Annotated in this window: 17 protein-coding genes; 3 read left to right on the forward strand and 14 right to left on the reverse strand. The window is 69.7% G+C overall.

Features of this window, described 5'->3' with window-relative positions:
* Positions 1 to 47: 47 nt before the first annotated feature.
* Entirely contained in the window at positions 48 to 887 is an 840-nt protein-coding gene (locus tag ABZX85_RS00835; RefSeq protein WP_355861230.1) for an intradiol ring-cleavage dioxygenase, read from the reverse strand.
* Positions 888 to 1,033: 146 nt separating this feature from the next.
* On the reverse strand, positions 1,034 to 2,203 hold the full coding sequence (locus ABZX85_RS00840) for a cysteine desulfurase family protein (protein ID WP_355861232.1): 1,170 nt from the start codon (positions 2,201 to 2,203) through the stop codon (positions 1,034 to 1,036).
* A 138-nt stretch (positions 2,204 to 2,341) separates the two neighbouring features.
* Between ABZX85_RS00840 and ABZX85_RS00845 the strand changes: the two genes are divergently transcribed.
* The gene (locus tag ABZX85_RS00845; RefSeq protein WP_355861234.1) at positions 2,342 to 3,082 is read left to right on the forward strand and encodes an SDR family oxidoreductase; all 741 of its coding nucleotides are present in this window, start codon (positions 2,342 to 2,344) and stop codon (positions 3,080 to 3,082) included.
* Positions 3,083 to 3,118: 36 nt separating this feature from the next.
* Here the strand turns inward: ABZX85_RS00845 and ABZX85_RS00850 are convergent, their stop codons facing one another.
* Both ABZX85_RS00850 and ABZX85_RS00855 read right to left on the reverse strand, forming a co-directional pair.
* Positions 3,119 to 3,388: a DUF4190 domain-containing protein gene (locus ABZX85_RS00850; RefSeq protein ID WP_355861236.1), complete on the reverse strand. Its 270-nt coding sequence runs from the start codon at positions 3,386 to 3,388 to the stop codon at positions 3,119 to 3,121.
* Positions 3,389 to 3,394: 6 nt separating this feature from the next.
* A complete protein-coding gene (locus ABZX85_RS00855; protein WP_355861238.1) occupies positions 3,395 to 3,568 on the reverse strand; it encodes a hypothetical protein in 174 nt (57 codons plus the stop codon).
* A 128-nt stretch (positions 3,569 to 3,696) separates the two neighbouring features.
* On the opposite strand from ABZX85_RS00855, the gene ABZX85_RS00860 reads away from it, so the two are divergent.
* Positions 3,697 to 4,323: a TetR family transcriptional regulator gene (locus ABZX85_RS00860; RefSeq protein WP_355861240.1), complete on the forward strand. Its 627-nt coding sequence runs from the start codon at positions 3,697 to 3,699 to the stop codon at positions 4,321 to 4,323.
* A gap of 109 nt (positions 4,324 to 4,432) precedes the next feature.
* Here ABZX85_RS00860 and ABZX85_RS00865 read toward each other — a convergent pair whose 3' ends face one another.
* The 3 genes from ABZX85_RS00865 to ABZX85_RS00875 all read right to left on the reverse strand — a co-directional run bounded on the left by ABZX85_RS00865 (position 4,433) and on the right by ABZX85_RS00875 (position 6,885).
* Positions 4,433 to 4,843, reverse strand: a complete 411-nt coding sequence (locus ABZX85_RS00865; protein WP_355861242.1) for a hypothetical protein — start codon at positions 4,841 to 4,843, stop codon at positions 4,433 to 4,435.
* 141 nt (positions 4,844 to 4,984) lie between these two features.
* Positions 4,985 to 5,968 (reverse strand): YafY family protein, encoded by a 984-nt coding sequence (locus tag ABZX85_RS00870; RefSeq protein WP_355861244.1) that lies wholly within the window; start codon positions 5,966 to 5,968, stop codon positions 4,985 to 4,987.
* A gap of 62 nt (positions 5,969 to 6,030) precedes the next feature.
* Entirely contained in the window at positions 6,031 to 6,885 is an 855-nt protein-coding gene (locus ABZX85_RS00875; protein ID WP_355861246.1) for a thioesterase family protein, read from the reverse strand.
* 131 nt (positions 6,886 to 7,016) lie between these two features.
* On the opposite strand from ABZX85_RS00875, the gene ABZX85_RS00880 reads away from it, so the two are divergent.
* Positions 7,017 to 8,309: an alpha/beta hydrolase-fold protein gene (locus ABZX85_RS00880; protein WP_355861248.1), complete on the forward strand. Its 1,293-nt coding sequence runs from the start codon at positions 7,017 to 7,019 to the stop codon at positions 8,307 to 8,309.
* Here the strand turns inward: ABZX85_RS00880 and ABZX85_RS00885 are convergent.
* The 7 genes from ABZX85_RS00885 to ABZX85_RS00915 all read right to left on the reverse strand — a co-directional run bounded on the left by ABZX85_RS00885 (position 8,290) and on the right by ABZX85_RS00915 (position 17,088).
* The gene (locus ABZX85_RS00885) at positions 8,290 to 8,946 is read right to left on the reverse strand and encodes a trimeric intracellular cation channel family protein (protein ID WP_355861250.1); all 657 of its coding nucleotides are present in this window, start codon (positions 8,944 to 8,946) and stop codon (positions 8,290 to 8,292) included. The two genes, ABZX85_RS00880 and ABZX85_RS00885, sit on opposite strands and share 20 nt — an antisense overlap.
* A 56-nt stretch (positions 8,947 to 9,002) precedes the next feature.
* Positions 9,003 to 10,394: a M1 family metallopeptidase gene (locus ABZX85_RS00890; RefSeq protein WP_355861252.1), complete on the reverse strand. Its 1,392-nt coding sequence runs from the start codon at positions 10,392 to 10,394 to the stop codon at positions 9,003 to 9,005.
* Between the two features lie 536 nt (positions 10,395 to 10,930).
* Positions 10,931 to 12,091, reverse strand: a complete 1,161-nt coding sequence (locus ABZX85_RS00895) for a dipeptide ABC transporter ATP-binding protein (RefSeq protein ID WP_355861253.1) — start codon at positions 12,089 to 12,091, stop codon at positions 10,931 to 10,933.
* 35 nt (positions 12,092 to 12,126) lie between these two features.
* A complete protein-coding gene (locus tag ABZX85_RS00900) occupies positions 12,127 to 13,212 on the reverse strand; it encodes an ABC transporter ATP-binding protein (protein ID WP_355861255.1) in 1,086 nt (361 codons plus the stop codon).
* On the reverse strand, positions 13,209 to 14,219 hold the full coding sequence (locus ABZX85_RS00905; protein ID WP_355861257.1) for an ABC transporter permease: 1,011 nt from the start codon (positions 14,217 to 14,219) through the stop codon (positions 13,209 to 13,211). The genes ABZX85_RS00900 and ABZX85_RS00905 overlap by 4 nt, the downstream gene beginning before the upstream one ends.
* Before the next feature lie 93 nt (positions 14,220 to 14,312).
* Positions 14,313 to 16,061, reverse strand: a complete 1,749-nt coding sequence (locus tag ABZX85_RS00910; RefSeq protein ID WP_355861258.1) for an ABC transporter substrate-binding protein — start codon at positions 16,059 to 16,061, stop codon at positions 14,313 to 14,315.
* A gap of 28 nt (positions 16,062 to 16,089) precedes the next feature.
* Positions 16,090 to 17,088 carry an ABC transporter permease gene (locus ABZX85_RS00915; protein WP_355861260.1) on the reverse strand — a complete coding sequence of 333 codons (999 nt, stop codon included), beginning with the start codon at positions 17,086 to 17,088 and terminating at the stop codon, positions 16,090 to 16,092.
* Between the last annotated feature and the right edge of the window lie 36 nt (positions 17,089 to 17,124).

Here is a 17,124-nt window from a genome sequence, read left to right on the forward strand (position 1 = left end):
AAGGGGCCCGGCGGAAGCGCTTCCGCCGGGCCCCTTCCGCTGTGCGCTCAGGCCGAGTCGACGCCCATCGTGAGGGTCGCCGTATAGCCGTCGCTCACGCTCGTGCCGAGGGCGGTGAGGGTGAGGAGGCCGGAGCTCGCGCCGCCGTCGTCGTAGATGGAGTCGTTCGCGAGGAGGGTCTCCGGGGTGGTGTTCTCGGCGTACGGCGAGGTCGCCTGGACCTCGGCGTTGATGTCGGGGTCGAAGAAGAGCTGGCCGGTGTGGACGATCTCGCCGCCGGTGTACGAGGTGTCGGTGAGGGTGACGTCCGTGTGGACACGGAGGTGGACGTGGACGGCCCGGGAGACGTAGTGGCCGGGCCAGACGGACGTGATCGTGCACCGGCCGTTCGCGTCGGTCAGCCGGCCGCCGCGCAGGAACGTGCCGTTGTCCTCCTCCTGGTGGCCGTTGCCGCCGACGAAGCCGGAGTACTCGCCGAGGGCGTCGCAGTGCCAGATCTCGACGAGGGCGTCCGGGAGGGGGGCGCAGTCGTTCGCCTGGTCGACGACCGTGAAGGTGTAGCGGACCTCGAAGCCCTCCTTGTCCTCGCGGATGTCCTCGCGGACGAGGGCGCCTTCGAGGGAGTAGGGGCCTTCGGTGACTTCGGCGTTGAGGGTGCAGACGGTGGTGGCGGTGGTGGTGCCGGCTGTCGCTTCCGTGGCTGTACCGGTTGTGGTGCTGCTCGTCGTGTCGGCCATGGCGAGTCCGGCGGCCGTCAGTCCGCCGGCCGCCGCGACGCCGGCTCCGCCGACGAGGACACGCCTGCGTTTGACCGCCGGGTCGAGGCGGTGTCGTCCGGGGGTGTTCTCGGGGGCGGGGGTGTTGTGGGGTGCGGGGTTCTCTGTCATGTCCGCAGACGCTAGGGACGGAGCTGAAGAGAGCCTTTGCGGCGGGCTGTGCGGGGGCTGGGGAGATTACCGTCAACTGACCTTTTTTGGGCGGGAGTTGGTGGCAAATCCGCGTGTCGCGTGCGAAGGGGTCCGTCCTGCGGGGGTTACGACAGGCCCGCCGCCCGCGCGCGTTCCACCGCCGGGCCGATCGCCTTCGCCACCGCCTTCACGTCGGCCTCCGTGGAGGTGTGGCCGAGGGAGAAGCGGAGGGTGCCGCGGGCCAGGTCGGGGTCGGTGCCGACGGCGAGGAGGACGTGGCTGGGCTGGGCGACGCCGGCCGTGCAGGCGGAGCCGGTCGAGCACTCGATGCCCTGGGCGTCGAGGAGGAGGAGCAGGGAGTCGCCCTCGCAGCCCGGGAAGGTGAAGTGCGCGTTCGCGGGGAGCCGGCCGTCCGAGGACGGGTCGCCGCCGAGGATCGCGTCCGGGACGGCCGTACGGACCGCCTCGACGAGGGTGTCCCTCAGGGCGCCGATGTCCCGGGCGAAGCGCTCGCGGTGGTCCGCGGCGTGCCGGGCGGCCACCGCGAACGACGCGATCGCCGGGGTGTCCAGGGTGCCCGAGCGGACGTGGCGCTCCTGGCCGCCGCCGTGCAGGACGGGTACGGGGGTGTGGTCGCGGCCGAGGAGGAGGGCGCCGATGCCGTACGGGCCGCCGATCTTGTGGGCCGAGACCGTCATGGCGGCGAGGTTCGACTCCGCGAAGTCCAGGGGGAGCTGGCCGAACGCCTGGACGGCGTCCGCGTGCATCGGGATGCCGTACTCCCTTGCGACATCCGCGAGTTCGCGCACCGGCATGACCGTGCCGATCTCGTTGTTCGCCCACATGACCGTCGTCAGGGCGACGTCCTCGGGGTTGCGCTCGATCGCCTCGCGCAGGGCGTCGGGGTGGACTCGGCCGTACGGGTCCACCGGGAGGTACTCGACGGTGGCGCCCTCGTGTTCGGCGAGCCAGTCGACGGCGTCGAGGACGGCGTGGTGCTCGACGGGGCTGGCGAGTACACGCGTCCGAGTCGGCTCGGCATCCCGCCGCTCCCAGTACAGCCCCTTCACGGCGAGGTTGTCCGCCTCCGTACCGCCCGAGGTGAACACCACCTCGCTCGGACGTGCCCCCAGCGCCTCCGCGAGCGCCTCCCTCGCCTCCTCCACCGTACGCCTGGCCCTCCGGCCCGCGGCGTGCAGCGCCGAGGCGTTGCCGGTCACTCCCAGATGCGCGGTCAACGCCTCTACCGCCTCCGGGAGCATCGGAGTGGTTGCGGCGTGGTCGAGGTAGGCCATGGTTCAGCGATTGTACGGGCCGGGGGTGGGGTGGGGTGCGGGTAGGGGGTGCGGCCGGTGGTGGGCTGGGGCGGGTGGCCGAACGCGCTGTCCGATTCCTGCCAGCGTTCCGGGGCCGTCGTCGCGATGCTCGTTCGTATGAAGCGACTTGAGGGAAGCGTGGCGTTGGTCACCGGGGGCAGCCGGGGGATCGGGGCGGCTGTGGTGGGGCGGTTGGCTCGGGAGGGGGCCGATGTCGTTGTCACCTATGAGAGGCGGGAGGAGTCGGCTCGGGAGGTGGTGAAGGTCGTTGAGGGGGAAGGGGGGCGGGGGCTCGCCGTGAGGGTCGACTGCGGGGAGCCGGAGGCTCTCGTGGGGGCCGTGGAGGAGGCCGCGGCTTCCTTCGGGCGGCTTGACGTGCTCGTCAACAATGCCGCCGTCTTTCCGACCGGGGCGCTGGAGGGGTGGGCGGTCGAGGATGTCGATCGGGCGCTCGCCGTCAATGTGCGGGCGCCCTTTCTCGCCGCGCAGGCCGCCGCGCGGCATATGGGGAGGGGCGGGCGGATCATCAGCGTGGGGAGCAACATCGCCGACCGGGTGCCGTTCGCGGGGCTGGCGTTGTACGCGATGAGCAAGACGGCGCTGGAGGGGATGACCCGGGGGCTGGCCAGGGAGCTCGGGCCGCGGGGGATCACCGTCAACCTGGTTCATCCGGGGCCGACCGACACGGACGCCAACCCGGCGGACGGGCCGGACGCGGCGGGGATCGCGGGGCTGACGGCGGTGGGCCGGTACGCGGAGCCGGCGGAGATCGCGGCGACGGTGGCGCATCTCGCGGGGCCGGAGGGGGCGTACATCACCGGCGCGTCGATCCGGGTGGACGGGGGGTTCACCGTCTGAGGGGCAGTCCTCGGAGACGCCGGTTCGAGGGGCGGGTCACAGGCTCCAGGAGATCGTGGAGTCGGCCTGTACGAACGCGGCCAGGACCAGGAGGTCGGCGATGCCGAGGGTGAGTCCGAGGAGGGCTCGCCCTCGGCGCGTGGTGCCGCGCAGGAGGGCGACCGAGGCGAGGACGATCGCGATCGGGCCGAGGAACAGGTTCAGGACGAGGAGGCCGAGGAGGCCGAGGACGAAGGACGCGACGGCCATGCCGTCCGGATCACGGGTGGCGGCGGGGCTGCCGGCGGGGGCGGTGAGGAGCGGCATGGCGGATCAGGCTTCCCTTCGGGTGCCGGTACGGCGACGGGCGACGCGCTCGCGGACGGCGAAGACCGCGAGCCAGACCCCGATGACGACGGCACCGGTCAGGGTGACGTCCAGCGGAGCGTGCGCGACCGTGCCCATGGCGACGCCGAGCAGGAGGAGCGCGGCTACCAGGAACAGCATGGGTGGTCCCTTCACGAGTCACGAGCGACTGATCGGTGAACAGTTGTGGTTACAGTTGTTCACTGACTTACGAGTCTAGACCCCCGGTCCGGCTTTTCAATTACGGAGAACAGTTGTTAACTGGAGAGATGAGTCACACCCTCGGCGTCCGGCAGGCCCAGAAGCAGAAGACCCGCCAGGCCTTCCTGGACGCCGCGCTGGAACTGCTGGAGGAGCAGAGCCTCAGCAGCCTCGGCCTGCGGGAGGTGACACGTGCCGTCGGCGTCGCCCCCACCGCCTTCTACCGGCACTTCCGCTCCATCCCCGACCTCGGCGTCGCCCTCGTCGACCAGGCCCTCGGCAGCCTGCACCCGATGATCCGCACGACGGTCGTCGCGACCGACGACCCCGAGCAACGCATCGCCCGCGCCCTGGAGTTGATCGACGGCCACGTCTCCGCCCACCCCGCCCCCGTCCGTTTCATCGCCCGGGAGCGGCACGGCGGCGTCCAGCCCGTCCGCGAGGCCATCCGCGCCCAACTCGCCCGGTTCGCCGAGGAGGTGCGCGACGAACTCGCCAAGGACCCGGAGTCGGCGGCCTGGAGCGACGCCGACCTCCTCATGCTGGCCCAGCTCTACGTCGACCAGATGCTGATCGTCGCCTCCCTCTTCCTGGAGACCCTCGACGCCCCGCCCGCGGAACGCGCCCTCGCGACGGACCGCGCCGCCCGCCAACTGCGCCTGATCAGCATCGGCCGCCTGCACTGGAACGACTGACCGCACCCCCGCTACACACACGCCACGTACGGCAGGGGCGGCGCCCGGTGATTCCGGTGCGCCGCCCCTGTACGCCGTGAGGCCGTGATCGCCGGCCCTGAACAGGTGCTCAGCCCTGCTGCTGAGCCTGCTGCCCCTGCTGACCCCCCTGCTGCCCGCCCCCACCGGGCCCCCCGCAGCCGCCGCCCTGACCGCCACCACCGGGGCCGCCCTGGCCGCCCTGGCCCCCGCCGGGCCCGCCCGACGGCATCGCGGTCGGCGTCCCGGTCGGCGTGCCCGTCGGCTGTCCCGTGGGCGCCCCGCTCGGCAGCGCCGTCGGCTGTCCGGTCGGCGCTCCCGTCGGCGCCCCGCTCGGCCGGGCCGTCCCGGTCGGCATGCCGGTGGGTGCCTGACACTGCTGACTGGAGTTGGTGTTGCCGCTGTTCGTGGACGACGAGGAGTCGCCGGAGCCGCAGGCGGCCAGCGCGAGGGGCGAGAGCGCCAGCAGGGCCACGGCGGGGACGAGACGCGCACGCTTCATGAGAAACAGCTCCAAGAAAGATGAGTGGGTCCTGAGGACGTGAACTCAACCAACCGCGTCTGAGGCTTCCTTGGGACTCCTCTGTTCGCCGCCTGTCAATCGGGTAAAGCGCACCTCAAGTCACCGCTCTGGCCTGCGACTTCACTCCAACTCCGGTGCGGGGCGCTGGTACAGGGCCGTGACAGAGGCGAGCGCCTCGCGCAGTTCGGCGCGCACCTCGGGGGGCGAGACGACCTCCACCTGGTCGGAGAACATGAGCAGTTGACGGGCCGCCCGGACCTGGCCGTACCGGAGCCGTACGGTCACCCACTCCCCCGTGAGGTCGAACTCGTCCTGCGGGGAGGCCAGTTGGGTGGCCGCGAGTCGGAGGAAGAAGTCGAGGCGTTCCCGTCTGACCCGCACCACGACCTCGACGCCGACCGGCCGTTCCTCGACCTGGCGTCTCAACACCTCCCAGACGTCGGCGAGTTCGACGCCGTCGCGGCGCCGGACCGGTTCGGGGAGCTGTTTCGCCGTCCTGATCCGTTCCGCGCGGAAGAGCTGTGGCCTGCCGCGCCGGTCGGCGACGAGGTACCAGACGCCGGCCTTGGCGACGAGGCCGTAGGGGTCGACGGTGTACGTGCGGTGCTCGGTCGTGCCGCTGTGGCGGTAACTCAGGCGCAGGCGGCGGTCGGTGAAGACGGCGTCCTGGAGGACGTCCAGGTCCACGGCGTTCGTCTCGCCGTCCGTCCACCAGCGGGTGGCGTCCACCAGGATGCGGCGGCTGGTCGCCTCGGCGGCGGGGCGGTGCGGGGCCGGGAGCGCCGCCATCACCTTCCGCAGGGCCGAGCCGAGCGCCGAGTCCAGGCCCAGCGCCTCGTGCGCGCCCTGTGCCGCCAGCACGAACAGCGCCCTCGACTCGTCGGCGGTCAGTCCGGTGACGTCCGTACGGAACCCGGCGAGCAGCCTGATGCCGCCGTGCCGGCCGCGTTCGGCGTACACCGGCACGCCCGCCGCCGACAGCGATTCGACGTCCCGGTAGATCGTCCGCTCGGACACCTCCAGCCGCTCGGCCAGTTCGTGTGCGGGGACGAGGGAACGGGTCTGGAGGAACAGGAGGATGGAGAGCAGGCGGTCGGATTTCACCGGAACAGCATCGCCGAAACCTGACGGCAGATGTCAGGTTTCGGCGAGGGGGTGAGCCGGGTTCAGGGCAGCATGACCCGCGCCAGTTGGCGGGACTGGGCGACGAGGCGGTCCTCGCTGTCCCAGACCTCCGCGTCCTCCTCCAGGAAGCCGCCCGCGTGGTTGCGGGTGGTGATGGCCACGCGGACCGGGCCGGGGGCGGGCAACGCCCGTACGTGGACGGTGAGTTCGACCGTGGGGACCCAGCCCTTGACGCCGAGGTCGAAGGCGGTCGGGGGGAGGGCGTCGACGGCCAGCAGCAGCGACAGCGGGTCGGCGTCCCGGCCGTCCGCGAGGCCGAACCAGGCGCGGGACTCCCCCTTGCCGGAGGGCTCGCCGAGGGCCCAGCCGACGGTCGCCGGGTCGATCTTCAGCAGCACGCGTTCCGCGATGGGCTGCTGGTCGGCGGAGCCGGGCGCGTCCTCGGGGCCGACGCAGTGCGTGAGGGGCGGGAAGGCGGGCGGCTTCGCGGAGGTGTGGACGTCGTCGGGGAGGCTCGCGAGGTCGCCGTAGGAGGCGAGGACGCGGATGCGTTCGGTCTCGGTGCCGTCGGCGTCGTACTGGAAGAGGGACGCCTGGCCGGTGGAGAGGGTGCGGCCGGTGCGGACCTGCTCCGCGCGGACGACCGCCGGGCCCGGGCGCGAGGCGCTCAGGTAGTGGGCGGAGATCGTGAAGGGGTGCGGGTGCGGCAGCGTCTCGCCGAGGGCGCGGCCGAGGACGGCCAGGAGGTAGCCGCCGTTGAGCGCGCCGAAGATCGTCCAGCCCGCCGGGAGGTCGATGTCGTACACGCCGGGCACCCCCGGCTCGCGGGGGGTGAGCGTCGTCGCGCGGTCGAACTCGCTGTGTCCGACGGTGGCGGGGGCGGCTGTGTCTGGCATGGGTGAACGATACAACAGGCTATTACTAAGCGGTAGCTTTACGGGGGGCGGGGGTGCCGCCTCGGCAATTTCTCGGTAAGTGTCCTCACACGTCCGTAAACCTCGCGGCCGTGTTTCCCCTCTGTAGGGACATGAGCCTTACCGGGACCCCGTTCCTCTACACGCTGATCGTGCTGGCCGTGCTGGCCGTCGCGCTGCCGCTGTTCCTGTGGACGCGGCTGCGCGGGCCGCGCGTCCTGCGGGGCGGGGTGCGCTTCCTCATGCTGCTGTTCGCCCAGGGCACCGCCATCGCGCTGGTCTTCACCCTGGTGAACAACTCCAACAACCTGTACGACAACTGGTCGGACCTGCTCGGTACGGGCGACCACGTCAGCCAGGCCCGCGACCTCGGCGCGAGCGGCACCGGCGGGATATCGGTGAAGAAGCTCCCGAAGGTCAAGCAGAAGTTCACCGAGGCCACCGGCCCCGGGATGAGCGCGGCCGGCGGGGTCATGCAGACCGAGCTGAAGGGCCGGGTCTCCGGCGTCACCGCCGAGGTCTACGTCTGGCTGCCGCCGCAGTACAACGACCCCTCCCTCAAGAACATCCACTTCCCGGTCGTCGAACTCCTGCCCGGCTACCCCGGCTCCGCCAAGGCGTGGTTCGGCTCCCTGCACGCCCACGAACAGCTCGCCACGCTCATGCGCCAGGGCAAGGTCGCCCCGTTCATCCTGGTCGCCCCGCGTACGACGCTCCTGGCCGGCGTGGACACGGGGTGCGCGAACGTCCCGGGCACCGTCAACGCGGACACCTGGCTCAGCGTCGACGTCCCGAAGATGGTGACGGACAACTTCCGCGCCCTGCCCGCGCCCCGGGGCTGGGCGGTCGCCGGGTACTCGGCGGGCGCGCACTGCGCGACCAAGCTGGCCATCGCCCACCCCGACCGCTACCGCGCCGCCGTCAGCCTCTCGGGGTACAACGACCCGATGGGCGAGCGCTCCTCCCTCACCGCCCAGGACCCGACCCTGCGCCACGAGACCAACCCCTACTTCATGCTCCAGAAGGCGGCCACTCCCCCGGCGGTCGCGCTCTACCAGTCCGGCCAGCCCGGCGACGGGTACGAGGCGGGCCTCGCCCTGAAGAAGGAGGCCAAGGCGCCGACGGTCGTGGACGTCGTCTACATCCCGAAGAAGGTCGGCGGGCACAACATGAAGCTGTGGAAGCCGCAGGTCGTGCCGGCGTTCCAGTGGCTGACCGTGCAGATGGGGCTGACGAACGTCTCCGCCGGGGGCGGGGCCGACGACGGCGCCGGAGGTACTACGGGTACTACGGGAAGCGGCGCCGGCACCACCGGGAGCACGGAGGCTTCCGGCAGCACGGGTACTACGGGTAGCAGGGGTACGGGGACCGCCGGTACCCGTAGCTCTACTCCTCTCGGACAGTAGAGCGGCGGTTCCACGCCCGCGGTGCGCGCCAGTGGTAGTGCATCGCGAGCAGCCGCAGGACGAACGCGGTGGTGGCCGCGAGGCCGCTGGTCAGCGGGGTGAGCACCCCGTAGTGGATGCACACCACGACCATCGTCGCGCCGACCATCGCCGGTACCGCGTACAGGTCGCGGTCCCAGCGCAGGAGTGAGGGGACCTCGTTGGCGAGGACGTCCCGCAGGACGCCGCCGCCGACGCCGGTCGCGAGGCCGAGGGTGGCCGAGGCGGTGAGGCCGAGGCCGTGGTCGTACGCCTTCGTCGTGCCCGCGACGCAGAAGAGGCCGAGGCCCGCCGCGTCGAAGACGTTCACCGCGTTCTGGATGCGCTCCACCTCCGGGTGGAGGAAGACGACCAGGAGGGCGGCGATCAGCGGGGTGAGGAAGTAGCCCAGGTCCGTGAAGGCCGCCGGGGGGACCGCGCCGATCACCAGGTCCCGGAACAGCCCTCCGCCCAGCGCGGTGACCTCGGCGAGGACGGCGATGCCGAAGACGTCGAAGTTCTTGCGGACGGCCAGCAGCGCGCCCGAGAGCGCGAAGACGAAGATGCCGGCCAGGTCGAGGGTGTGCTGGACGGAAGGGCTGAAGATTTGCTGGAGCACCCGCACATTCTTCCCTATGCGCGGGTGTCCTCCTTGCTATGCAAGGCCAGGCGCGGTCAGAGGGTCGGCTTTCCGGTGGTGAAGAGCCAGGTGGTGAAGAGGTCGTCGAGCTGCTGTCCCGAGATCTTCTCCGCGAGGCGGATGAACTCGTCCGTGTTCGCGTTGCCGTAGCGGTGGAGTTTCGTCCAGGCCGGCAGGAGCTTGAAGAAGGCGGGGTCGCCGATGCGTTCGCGCAGGACCTGGAGGGTCATCGCGCCGCGCTGGTAGACCGCCGAGGCGAACATGGTGTCGCGCTGTGGGTCGCCGACGGTGATCTGCCAGAACGCGCTGGTCGAGGGGCGGGAGTTGTAGCCGGCGAGGAACGCGTCGTGCGCGGTGCGGGTGCCCTTGTGCTCGTCCCACAGCCACTGGCTGTACGTCGCGAAGCCCTCGTTCAGCCAGATGTCCTTCCAGTGCGCGACGCTGACCGAGTCGCCGAACCACTGGTGGGCGAGTTCGTGGACGATCGTCGATTCGCTGCGGACGGCCGAGTAGACCGGTTTGCTCTGGACCTCCAGGGAGAAGCCCGCCTGGGGCATGTCGTCGACGATCGCGCCGGTCTCCTCGAAGGGGTAGGGGCCGAAGATCTGGGACCAGTAGTCGGTGGCGGCTGCGGTGACCGCGTACACGTCGACGTTGTTGCTGTTGGCGAGGACCGGGTCGATCGCGACGTAGATGGGGGTGCCGGCGGGGGTCGTTCCCGTCTTCACGTCGAACTTGCCGATCGTCGCCGTCGCGAGGTAGGTCGCCATCGGCTTCGACTCGCGCCAGTGCGTGTAGGTCGAGTCGCCCTTGTCGAACGTCGAGACGAGGCGGCCGTTCGAGACCGCCGTCAGGCCCTTGGGGGTTCGGATGCGGATGTCGTACGTCGCCTTGTCCGAGGGGTGGTCGCTGGAGGGGAACCAGGTCGAGGCGGCGTTCGGTTCGCAGGCGACGAAGACTCCGTCGGTGGTCTTCATCCAGCCGTAGTCCGAGCCGAAGACTATGGGGCCGCTGAGGGGTTCCGGTACGCCGCCGTAGACGACGGTCACCTCGAACGTCCGTCCCTTCCTCAGGAACTGACGTGGCGTCACCTTGATCTCGTCGCCCTCCCGCGTGAACTCCGCCCTCTTTCCGTTCACTTCGACCCGGGTCACCTCCAACTTCTGGAGGTCCAGGTCGAATCCGGAGAGGTTCTGCGTCGCTCTCGCCGTGAGGGTGGTCCTGCCGTCCAGGCGGTCCGTGTCGGGGTTGTACGCGACTCCCAGGTCGTAGTGCAGGGCGTCGTAGCCCCCGTTGCCCAGCTGCGGGAAGTAGGTGTCGCCTATGCCGTCCGCGCCCGGGGTGGGGGCGGGGGAGGCGGCGACGACAAAAAGAGTGGCGGCAGCCGCTACAGCGGTGCCTGCCCATGCCGAACGGGAGAGTGCCATGGTCGTCCCTTTCGCACGGTGTGCCGAGTGTGTCGGACAGGGACGACTTTGCAGGGCCGAGTCTGGGCATGTGCATGACTTTGCCAACTTGTCACGCGAAGGGGGGAGCTGCGGGGGGGTCGTTGCCGGGTGCGGGTCCGCCGTGGTTGCTCGCGCAGTTCCCCGCGCCCCTAAAAGACTCGGGCTGACGCAGAGTTCACGCCTGCGGGCCCGATGTGACTGGTCGCGCCCACGCGGCGGAGCCGCACATCCACACAGCCCCGCACCCCTAAAGGACTTGGGCTGAGACCGGAGTTCACGCGTGCGGGTTCGATGTGGCTGGGCATGCAGGGGTGATGGTTAGAGGCGGGAGCTTTGAACAAACGTCGACACCCACGCCGCAAAGGGGCGCGGGGAACTGCGCGACCAGCCACAGCGGAGCCGCAGAGGTCGTCGAACAGGTGCGGCACCATCGTGGCTTGTCGCGCCCACGCGGCGGAGCCGCACATCGGCGCAGCTCCGCGCCCCCTGAAAGACCCCACCCCCGAACCGGCGTCCTACGCCTTCGGCTCCCCGTCGGTCTCGGCTGCCGTCTCCGGTGCCTCCACCTCCGCCGCCACAGCCGCCGACGTCTCCGCCGACTCCGCCAGTACCTCGTCCGCGACCAGTTCGGCCGCCTGCTTGGCCTCCGTGAGGAGGACCGTTTCCTGGGGGGCCTGGTCCTCGAAGTTTTCGGGGTGGTGGCAGGCGACCTGCTGGCCGGGGATCAGCTCCAGGAGAGGGGGTTCGGTCGTGCGGCAGAGTTCTGTCGCCTTCCAGCAGCGGGTGTGGAAGCGGCAGCCGCTGGGGGGAGAGATCGGGGAGGGGACGTCGCCGCGGAGGAGGATGCGTTCGCTCTTGGCGCCGCGGCGTTTGGGGTCGGGGATGGGGACCGCGGAGAGGAGGGCCTTGGTGTAGGGGTGCATGGGGGATTTGTAGAGCTTGTCCCGGTCCGCCAACTCCACGATCTTGCCCAGGTACATCACCGCGATCCGGTCCGACACGTGCCGGACCACCGAGAGGTCGTGGGCGATGATGACGTACGTCAGGCCCAGCTCGGACTGGAGGTCGTCGAGGAGGTTCACCACCTGCGCCTGGATGGAGACGTCCAGCGCGGAGACCGGCTCGTCCGCCACGACCAGCTTCGGGTTCAACGCCAAGGCGCGGGCGATCCCGATACGCTGACGCTGCCCGCCGGAGAACTCGTGCGGATAGCGGTTGTAGTGCTCGGGGTTGAGCCCGACGACGGACAGCAGGCGCTGCACCTCGGCCTTGACGCCCCCCTCCGGCTCCACCCCCTGAAGCTTGAACGGCGCGCTGACGATCGTCCCGATCGTGTGCCGCGGATTCAGCGACGAGTACGGGTCCTGGAAGATCATCTGCACGTCACGCCGCAGCGGACGCATCCCGGCGACCCCGAGGTGCGTGATGTCCTTGCCCTCGAACTCCACACTCCCGCCGGTCGGTTCGAGGAGCCGCGTGATGAGCCGGCCCATCGTCGACTTCCCGCACCCGGACTCGCCCACGACCCCGAGCGTCTCGCCCTTGCGGACCTCGAAGTCGATACCGTCGACGGCGCGCACGGCACCGGACTGCCGCTGGAAGAGGCCCTTGCGGATGGGGAAGTGCTTCTGGAGCCCCGAGACCTTCAGCAGAACCTCAGGGGTCTCGTCCCGCACGGCCACACCCTCGGATTTACCGCTCACAGCATCGCTCACAGCTTCGGCGCAATCTCTTCGTTCCAGATCCGCTCCCGCTGCTCCGTGCCGAGATGGCAGGCGGCCCAGTGCCCGCCGCCGACCTCGGTCAGCTCGGGCCGGACCGTGCGGGTGACGTTGTCCTTGGGGAGGTCCGCGTACGGGCAGCGGGGGTTGAACGCGCAGCCGGACGGGACGTTGATCAGGGACGGCGGCGCGCCCTTGATCGGGATGAGGCGGTCGGTGTCCTCACGGTCGAGCCGCGGCATCGAGCCGAGCAGACCCCAGGTGTAGGGGTGGCGGGGCTCGGCGAACACGTCCTCCGCGGAGCCACGTTCGATGCACCGGCCGCCGTACATGACGAGCAGGTCGTCGGCCATCTCCGCGACGACCCCGAGGTCGTGCGTGATCATGATGACCGCGGAGCCGAACTCCTTCTGGAGGTCGCGGATCAGGTCGAGGATCTGCGCCTGGACCGTCACGTCGAGCGCGGTGGTCGGCTCGTCGGCGATCAGCAGCTCGGGGTTGTTGACGAGCGCCATGGCGATCATCGCGCGCTGGCGCATACCGCCGGAGAACTCGTGCGGATAGCCGTCGACGCGCTTGTCGGGCTCGGGGATGCCGACCCGGTCGAGCATCTCGACCGCGCGCTTACGGGCTTCCTTCTTGGTGACCGGGTGGTGGACCCGGTACGCCTCGACGATCTGCTGGCCGACCGTGTAGTACGGGTGCATCGCGGACAGCGGGTCCTGGAAGATCATCGCCATCTTCCGGCCGCGCAGCCGCCGCACCTCGTCGGGGTCGGCGCCGATCAGCTCCTGGCCGTCGAGCCAGACCTCGCCGCTCACCCGGGCGTTGCGCGCGGAGCGGTGCAGTCCCATCAGGCCGAGCGAGGTGACGGACTTGCCGGAGCCGGACTCACCGACGATGCCGAGGGTCCGCCCGCGCCGTACGTCGAAGCTGACGCCGTCGACGGACTTGACGAGACCGTCGTCCGTGTTGAAGTGGATCTTCAGGTCGCGGACCGAGAGGAACGCGTCCTCGGGAGCGTCCGGCGCTTCGTTCACCGGCTCTCCCGGTGCCGATTTGTCGAGCTTGCTCACGAGTACCTCACCCGGGGGTCGATGGCTGCGTACACCAGGTCGACGACGAGGTTGCAGAAGACGATGAAGAAGGCGGCGACCAGGGTGACGCCCATGACGATGGGCAGGTCGTTGTCCCGGATCGACTGGACCGAGTAGGCGCCGATGCCCTGGAGGGAGAAGACCGTCTCGGTGAGGACGGCGGTGCCGACGAGGGTGCCGAAGTCCATGCCGAAGATGGTGACGATCGGGGTGAGCGCGGCGCGCAGGCCGTGCCTGGTGACGACCGTCGACTCCTTGAGGCCCTTGGCGCGGGCCGTGCGGATGTAGTCCTCGCCCATGGTCTCCAGCATGCCCGCCCGGGTGAGCCGGGCGTAGAGCGCGGAGAAGAGGAAGGCGAGGCTGATCCAGGGGAGTAGGAGATGCCAGGCCCACTCGGCCGGATTCTGTGTGAACGGCACGTATTCGATGGAGTCCCAGACGGGGATCTCGTACACGAAGACGGCGCTCAGGATCTGGCCGGTGAAGAAGATCGGGAGGGAGACGCCGGCGAGCGCGATGAACATCGAGACGCGGTCGATGGGGCTGCCCTTGCGCAGCGCGGAGACGACACCGGTGGTGACACCGAAGATCAGCCAGATCACCGCCGCGCCCACGGCGAGCGAGAAGGAGACCGGGATGCGCTCGGTGAGCTGGGGCCAGACCTCGACGTGGCTCTTGAAGGAGTAGCCGAAGCAGGGGGCACCGCAGTGGGTGGCGTCCGGGCCGAACTTGTAGTCGGCGCCGACGAACAGCGCCTTGATGAAGTGCCAGTACTGGGTGTAGATGGGCTGGTCGAAGCCCAGGTTCTTCTTGATCGCGGCGACGGACTCGGGATTGGCGTCCTTGCCGACGTACTGGGTGGCGAGCTGGTCGGCCGTCTGGCCGCCGAGCCGGGGGACCAAGAAGAAGATCGCGAAGGTGACTGCGCTGACCACCAGCAGCAGTACCAGGGCGCCGAATACGCGCCGGATGATGTACGCAGCCACAGCTGTCCGGCTCCGGGCGGCGGGGTCGGATCGTGTCCGTCCCCGCCACCCGGAACCTTCACCTGCCTTTCGAGAAGATTCCGGCCTGCTCGGCTACTTGGAGGAGCTCATCAGCAGGTAGTCGTACATGCCGAGGTACGCCTGGGTGACCGTGACGTTGGTCGCGGACGCCGGCCGGTAGAGCAGGTTCTTGCGGTAGATGGTCGGGACGACCGTGGCGGTGTCCATGACCATCTTGTCGATGTCGCCCCACGCCTTGGTGCGGGCGGCGGTGTCGGTGTTGGCGATCGCGGCGGCCAGGGCGGCGTTGATCTTCGGGTCGTTCAGCTCCATCAGGTTGTTGCCGCCCGAGGGCTTGATGGCGGAGCCGTTGACGATCTGGTCGAGGAAGCCGAAGCCGGTCGGCCAGTCGGCGCCCCACGCCATGGAGAGCATGCCCAGCTTCTGCTGGTGGACGTAGGACGGGACGCCCGCGAAGTTCGAGAAGTACTTGCCGGCCGGGAACTGCCGGATCTCGACGTTGATGCCGTACTTCTTGAGCGACGCCTGGACGGCGGTGGCCTGCGCGATCTCGGTGGGACGGTCCGAGCGGGCGGTCAGGATGGTGCTGAAGCCGTTCGGCTTGCCGCACGCGGTGAGGAATTCCTTGACCTTGGCCGCGTCGCCCTTGTTGCCGGCCGACGGGTAGGTGTCGAACTTGGTGTAGCCGTTGACCGACGGCGGCAGCAGCGTGGTGGCGATGTCGCCCTTGGGCTCGCCGCCGATGGCGTCCTGGATCGACTGCTTGTCGATGCCGTACTGGACGGCCTTGCGGCAGTTGATGTTGTTGAACGGCTCGACGTTCTGGTTCAGCGCGATGTACGAGGTCGCCCCGGCGTACGAGCTGTCCGTCTGGTTCGAGTTCTTGCCCTTGAGGACCTTGGGCTGGGTGGCCGCCTGGACACCCGTGCCGCCCGCGTCAGCGGTGATCTTGTCGGAGAGCAGGTCGTTGTCGATCGTGACCGCGTTGACCTTGAACTTGACCGTGATCTTGTCCGGCAGGGCCTTGCGGTTCGGGTCCGTCTTCGCGTCCCACTGCGGGTTGCGGACGAGGGTGGCGCTGCGGCCCTCCTCGTAGGACTCGAACTGGTAGGGGCCCGAGGAGACCATGTGCTGGACGTACTTGGCGCCGTCGTCCTTCGCGGCCGGCACGGGGGCCGTCTGCGAGAAGGTCGCCAGGTAGTCGAAGTCCGCGAACGGCTGCTTCAGCTTGAACACGATGGTCTGCGCGTCCGGCGTCTCGATGGACGCGAGGCCGTTCGGGTTCTTGTCCTTGTAGGGACCCGTGTACTTGTCGCCGCCGACCAGGTACGACTTGAAGTACGTCGGACCGTTGGACAGCACCTCGGGCGCGAAGTTGGAGCGCTCGATGGCGTACTTGACGTCCTTGGACGTGACCGGGGTCCCGTCCTGGAACTTGACGCCGGTGCGCAGCTTGTACGTCCAGGTCTTGGCGTCCGCGCTCGGGGTGCCCAGCGACTCGGCCAGGTCGGGGACGACGGTCAGGCCGTCCTTGCCCGCGGCCGGCTTGAACGTCGTGAGCGTACGGCCGTACAGGCGCGAGAAGTTCTGCACCCAGCCGTAGTACGTGTTGCCCGGGTCGAGGGAGTCCGCCACGTCGGAGAGCTCGAAGCTGAGCGTGCCCCCCTTCTTGCTGGACGCGTTGACGATGGAGGTCAGCGCCTCGTCCTTCTTGCCTTTGGCCGAGCCGCCGCCGCTGTCGCTGTCTCCGCCGCAGGCGGAAGCGCCGAGCGAGATCGCCAGGACCGACGCGATCGCGGCGGTCACCCTTCTCGTCTTCACCGAGGAAAGCCCCCTCTGTCGATGTGGATCACTTGCTGCGAGGGTCGAGTGCGTCGCGCAGCCCGTCACCCAGCAGGTTGAACGCCAGGACGGTGATGAAGATCGCCAGTCCGGGCACGAACATGTACTGCGGATCTGCGGTGTAGAGATCCACGGCGTTGCTGAGCATCCCGCCCCACGAAGCCTGCGGCGGGGCGATGCCGACCCCGAGGAAGCTGAGGCTCGCCTCGAAGAGGATGTTCGTCGGGATGATCAGCGTCGAGTAGACGAGGATCGGCGCGACGAGGTTCGGGAGGAGCTCCCGGAAGAGGACGTACGGCCCGCGGGCGCCCAGGCTGTGGGCGGCCTCGACGAACTCCCGCTTGCGCAGGGTCATCGTCTGGGCGCGCACGATCCGGCCGATGTACGGCCAGCTGAAGAAGCCGATGACGAAGATCAGTACGCAGATCCGCAGCGGAAGCCCGTTCAGCCCGAAGAAACCGTCCTGCACGGAGGCGGAGATGGCGATGGCGAAGAGCAGCAGCGGGAAGGCGAGGAAGGTGTCCATGAGCCGGCTGATGATCGAGTCGACCCAGCCGCCGTAGTAGCCGGCGACGACGCCGAGGACGGTGCCGATGACCACCGAGAGGAGGGTGGCGCCGCCCGCGACGAGCAGGGAGACCCAGGACCCGTCGATGATGCGGGCGAGCATGTCGCGGCCGTACTGCGGGTCGACGCCGAGCGGGTGGTCCCAGCTCATGCCGCCCCAGCCGCCGATCGGCGCCTGCATCGCCGGGTCGATGAGGTCCTGGTTGAACTCGTTGGGGTCGAGGCCGAAGACCGCCTCGATGGGCTTGGCGAGGATCGCCATGAGGACGAGGAGGACCACGACGATGCCGCCGGCCACGGCCAGCTTGTCGCGCTTGAACCGGGTCCAGGCGATCTGGGTGAGTGAACGCCCTTCGATCTGGCTCTGACTGGCCCCGGCGAGCACGGCCTCTGGCTGTGCTCCGGCCTCCGACCCGGTGGTCTCGATCGGTGCGGTCACAGTGGACTGACCCCTCCCGCCGGTGGTGACCGGCCT

Source organism: Streptomyces sp. NPDC004539 (assembly GCF_040610055.1).
Lineage (GTDB): Bacteria > Actinomycetota > Actinomycetes > Streptomycetales > Streptomycetaceae > Streptomyces.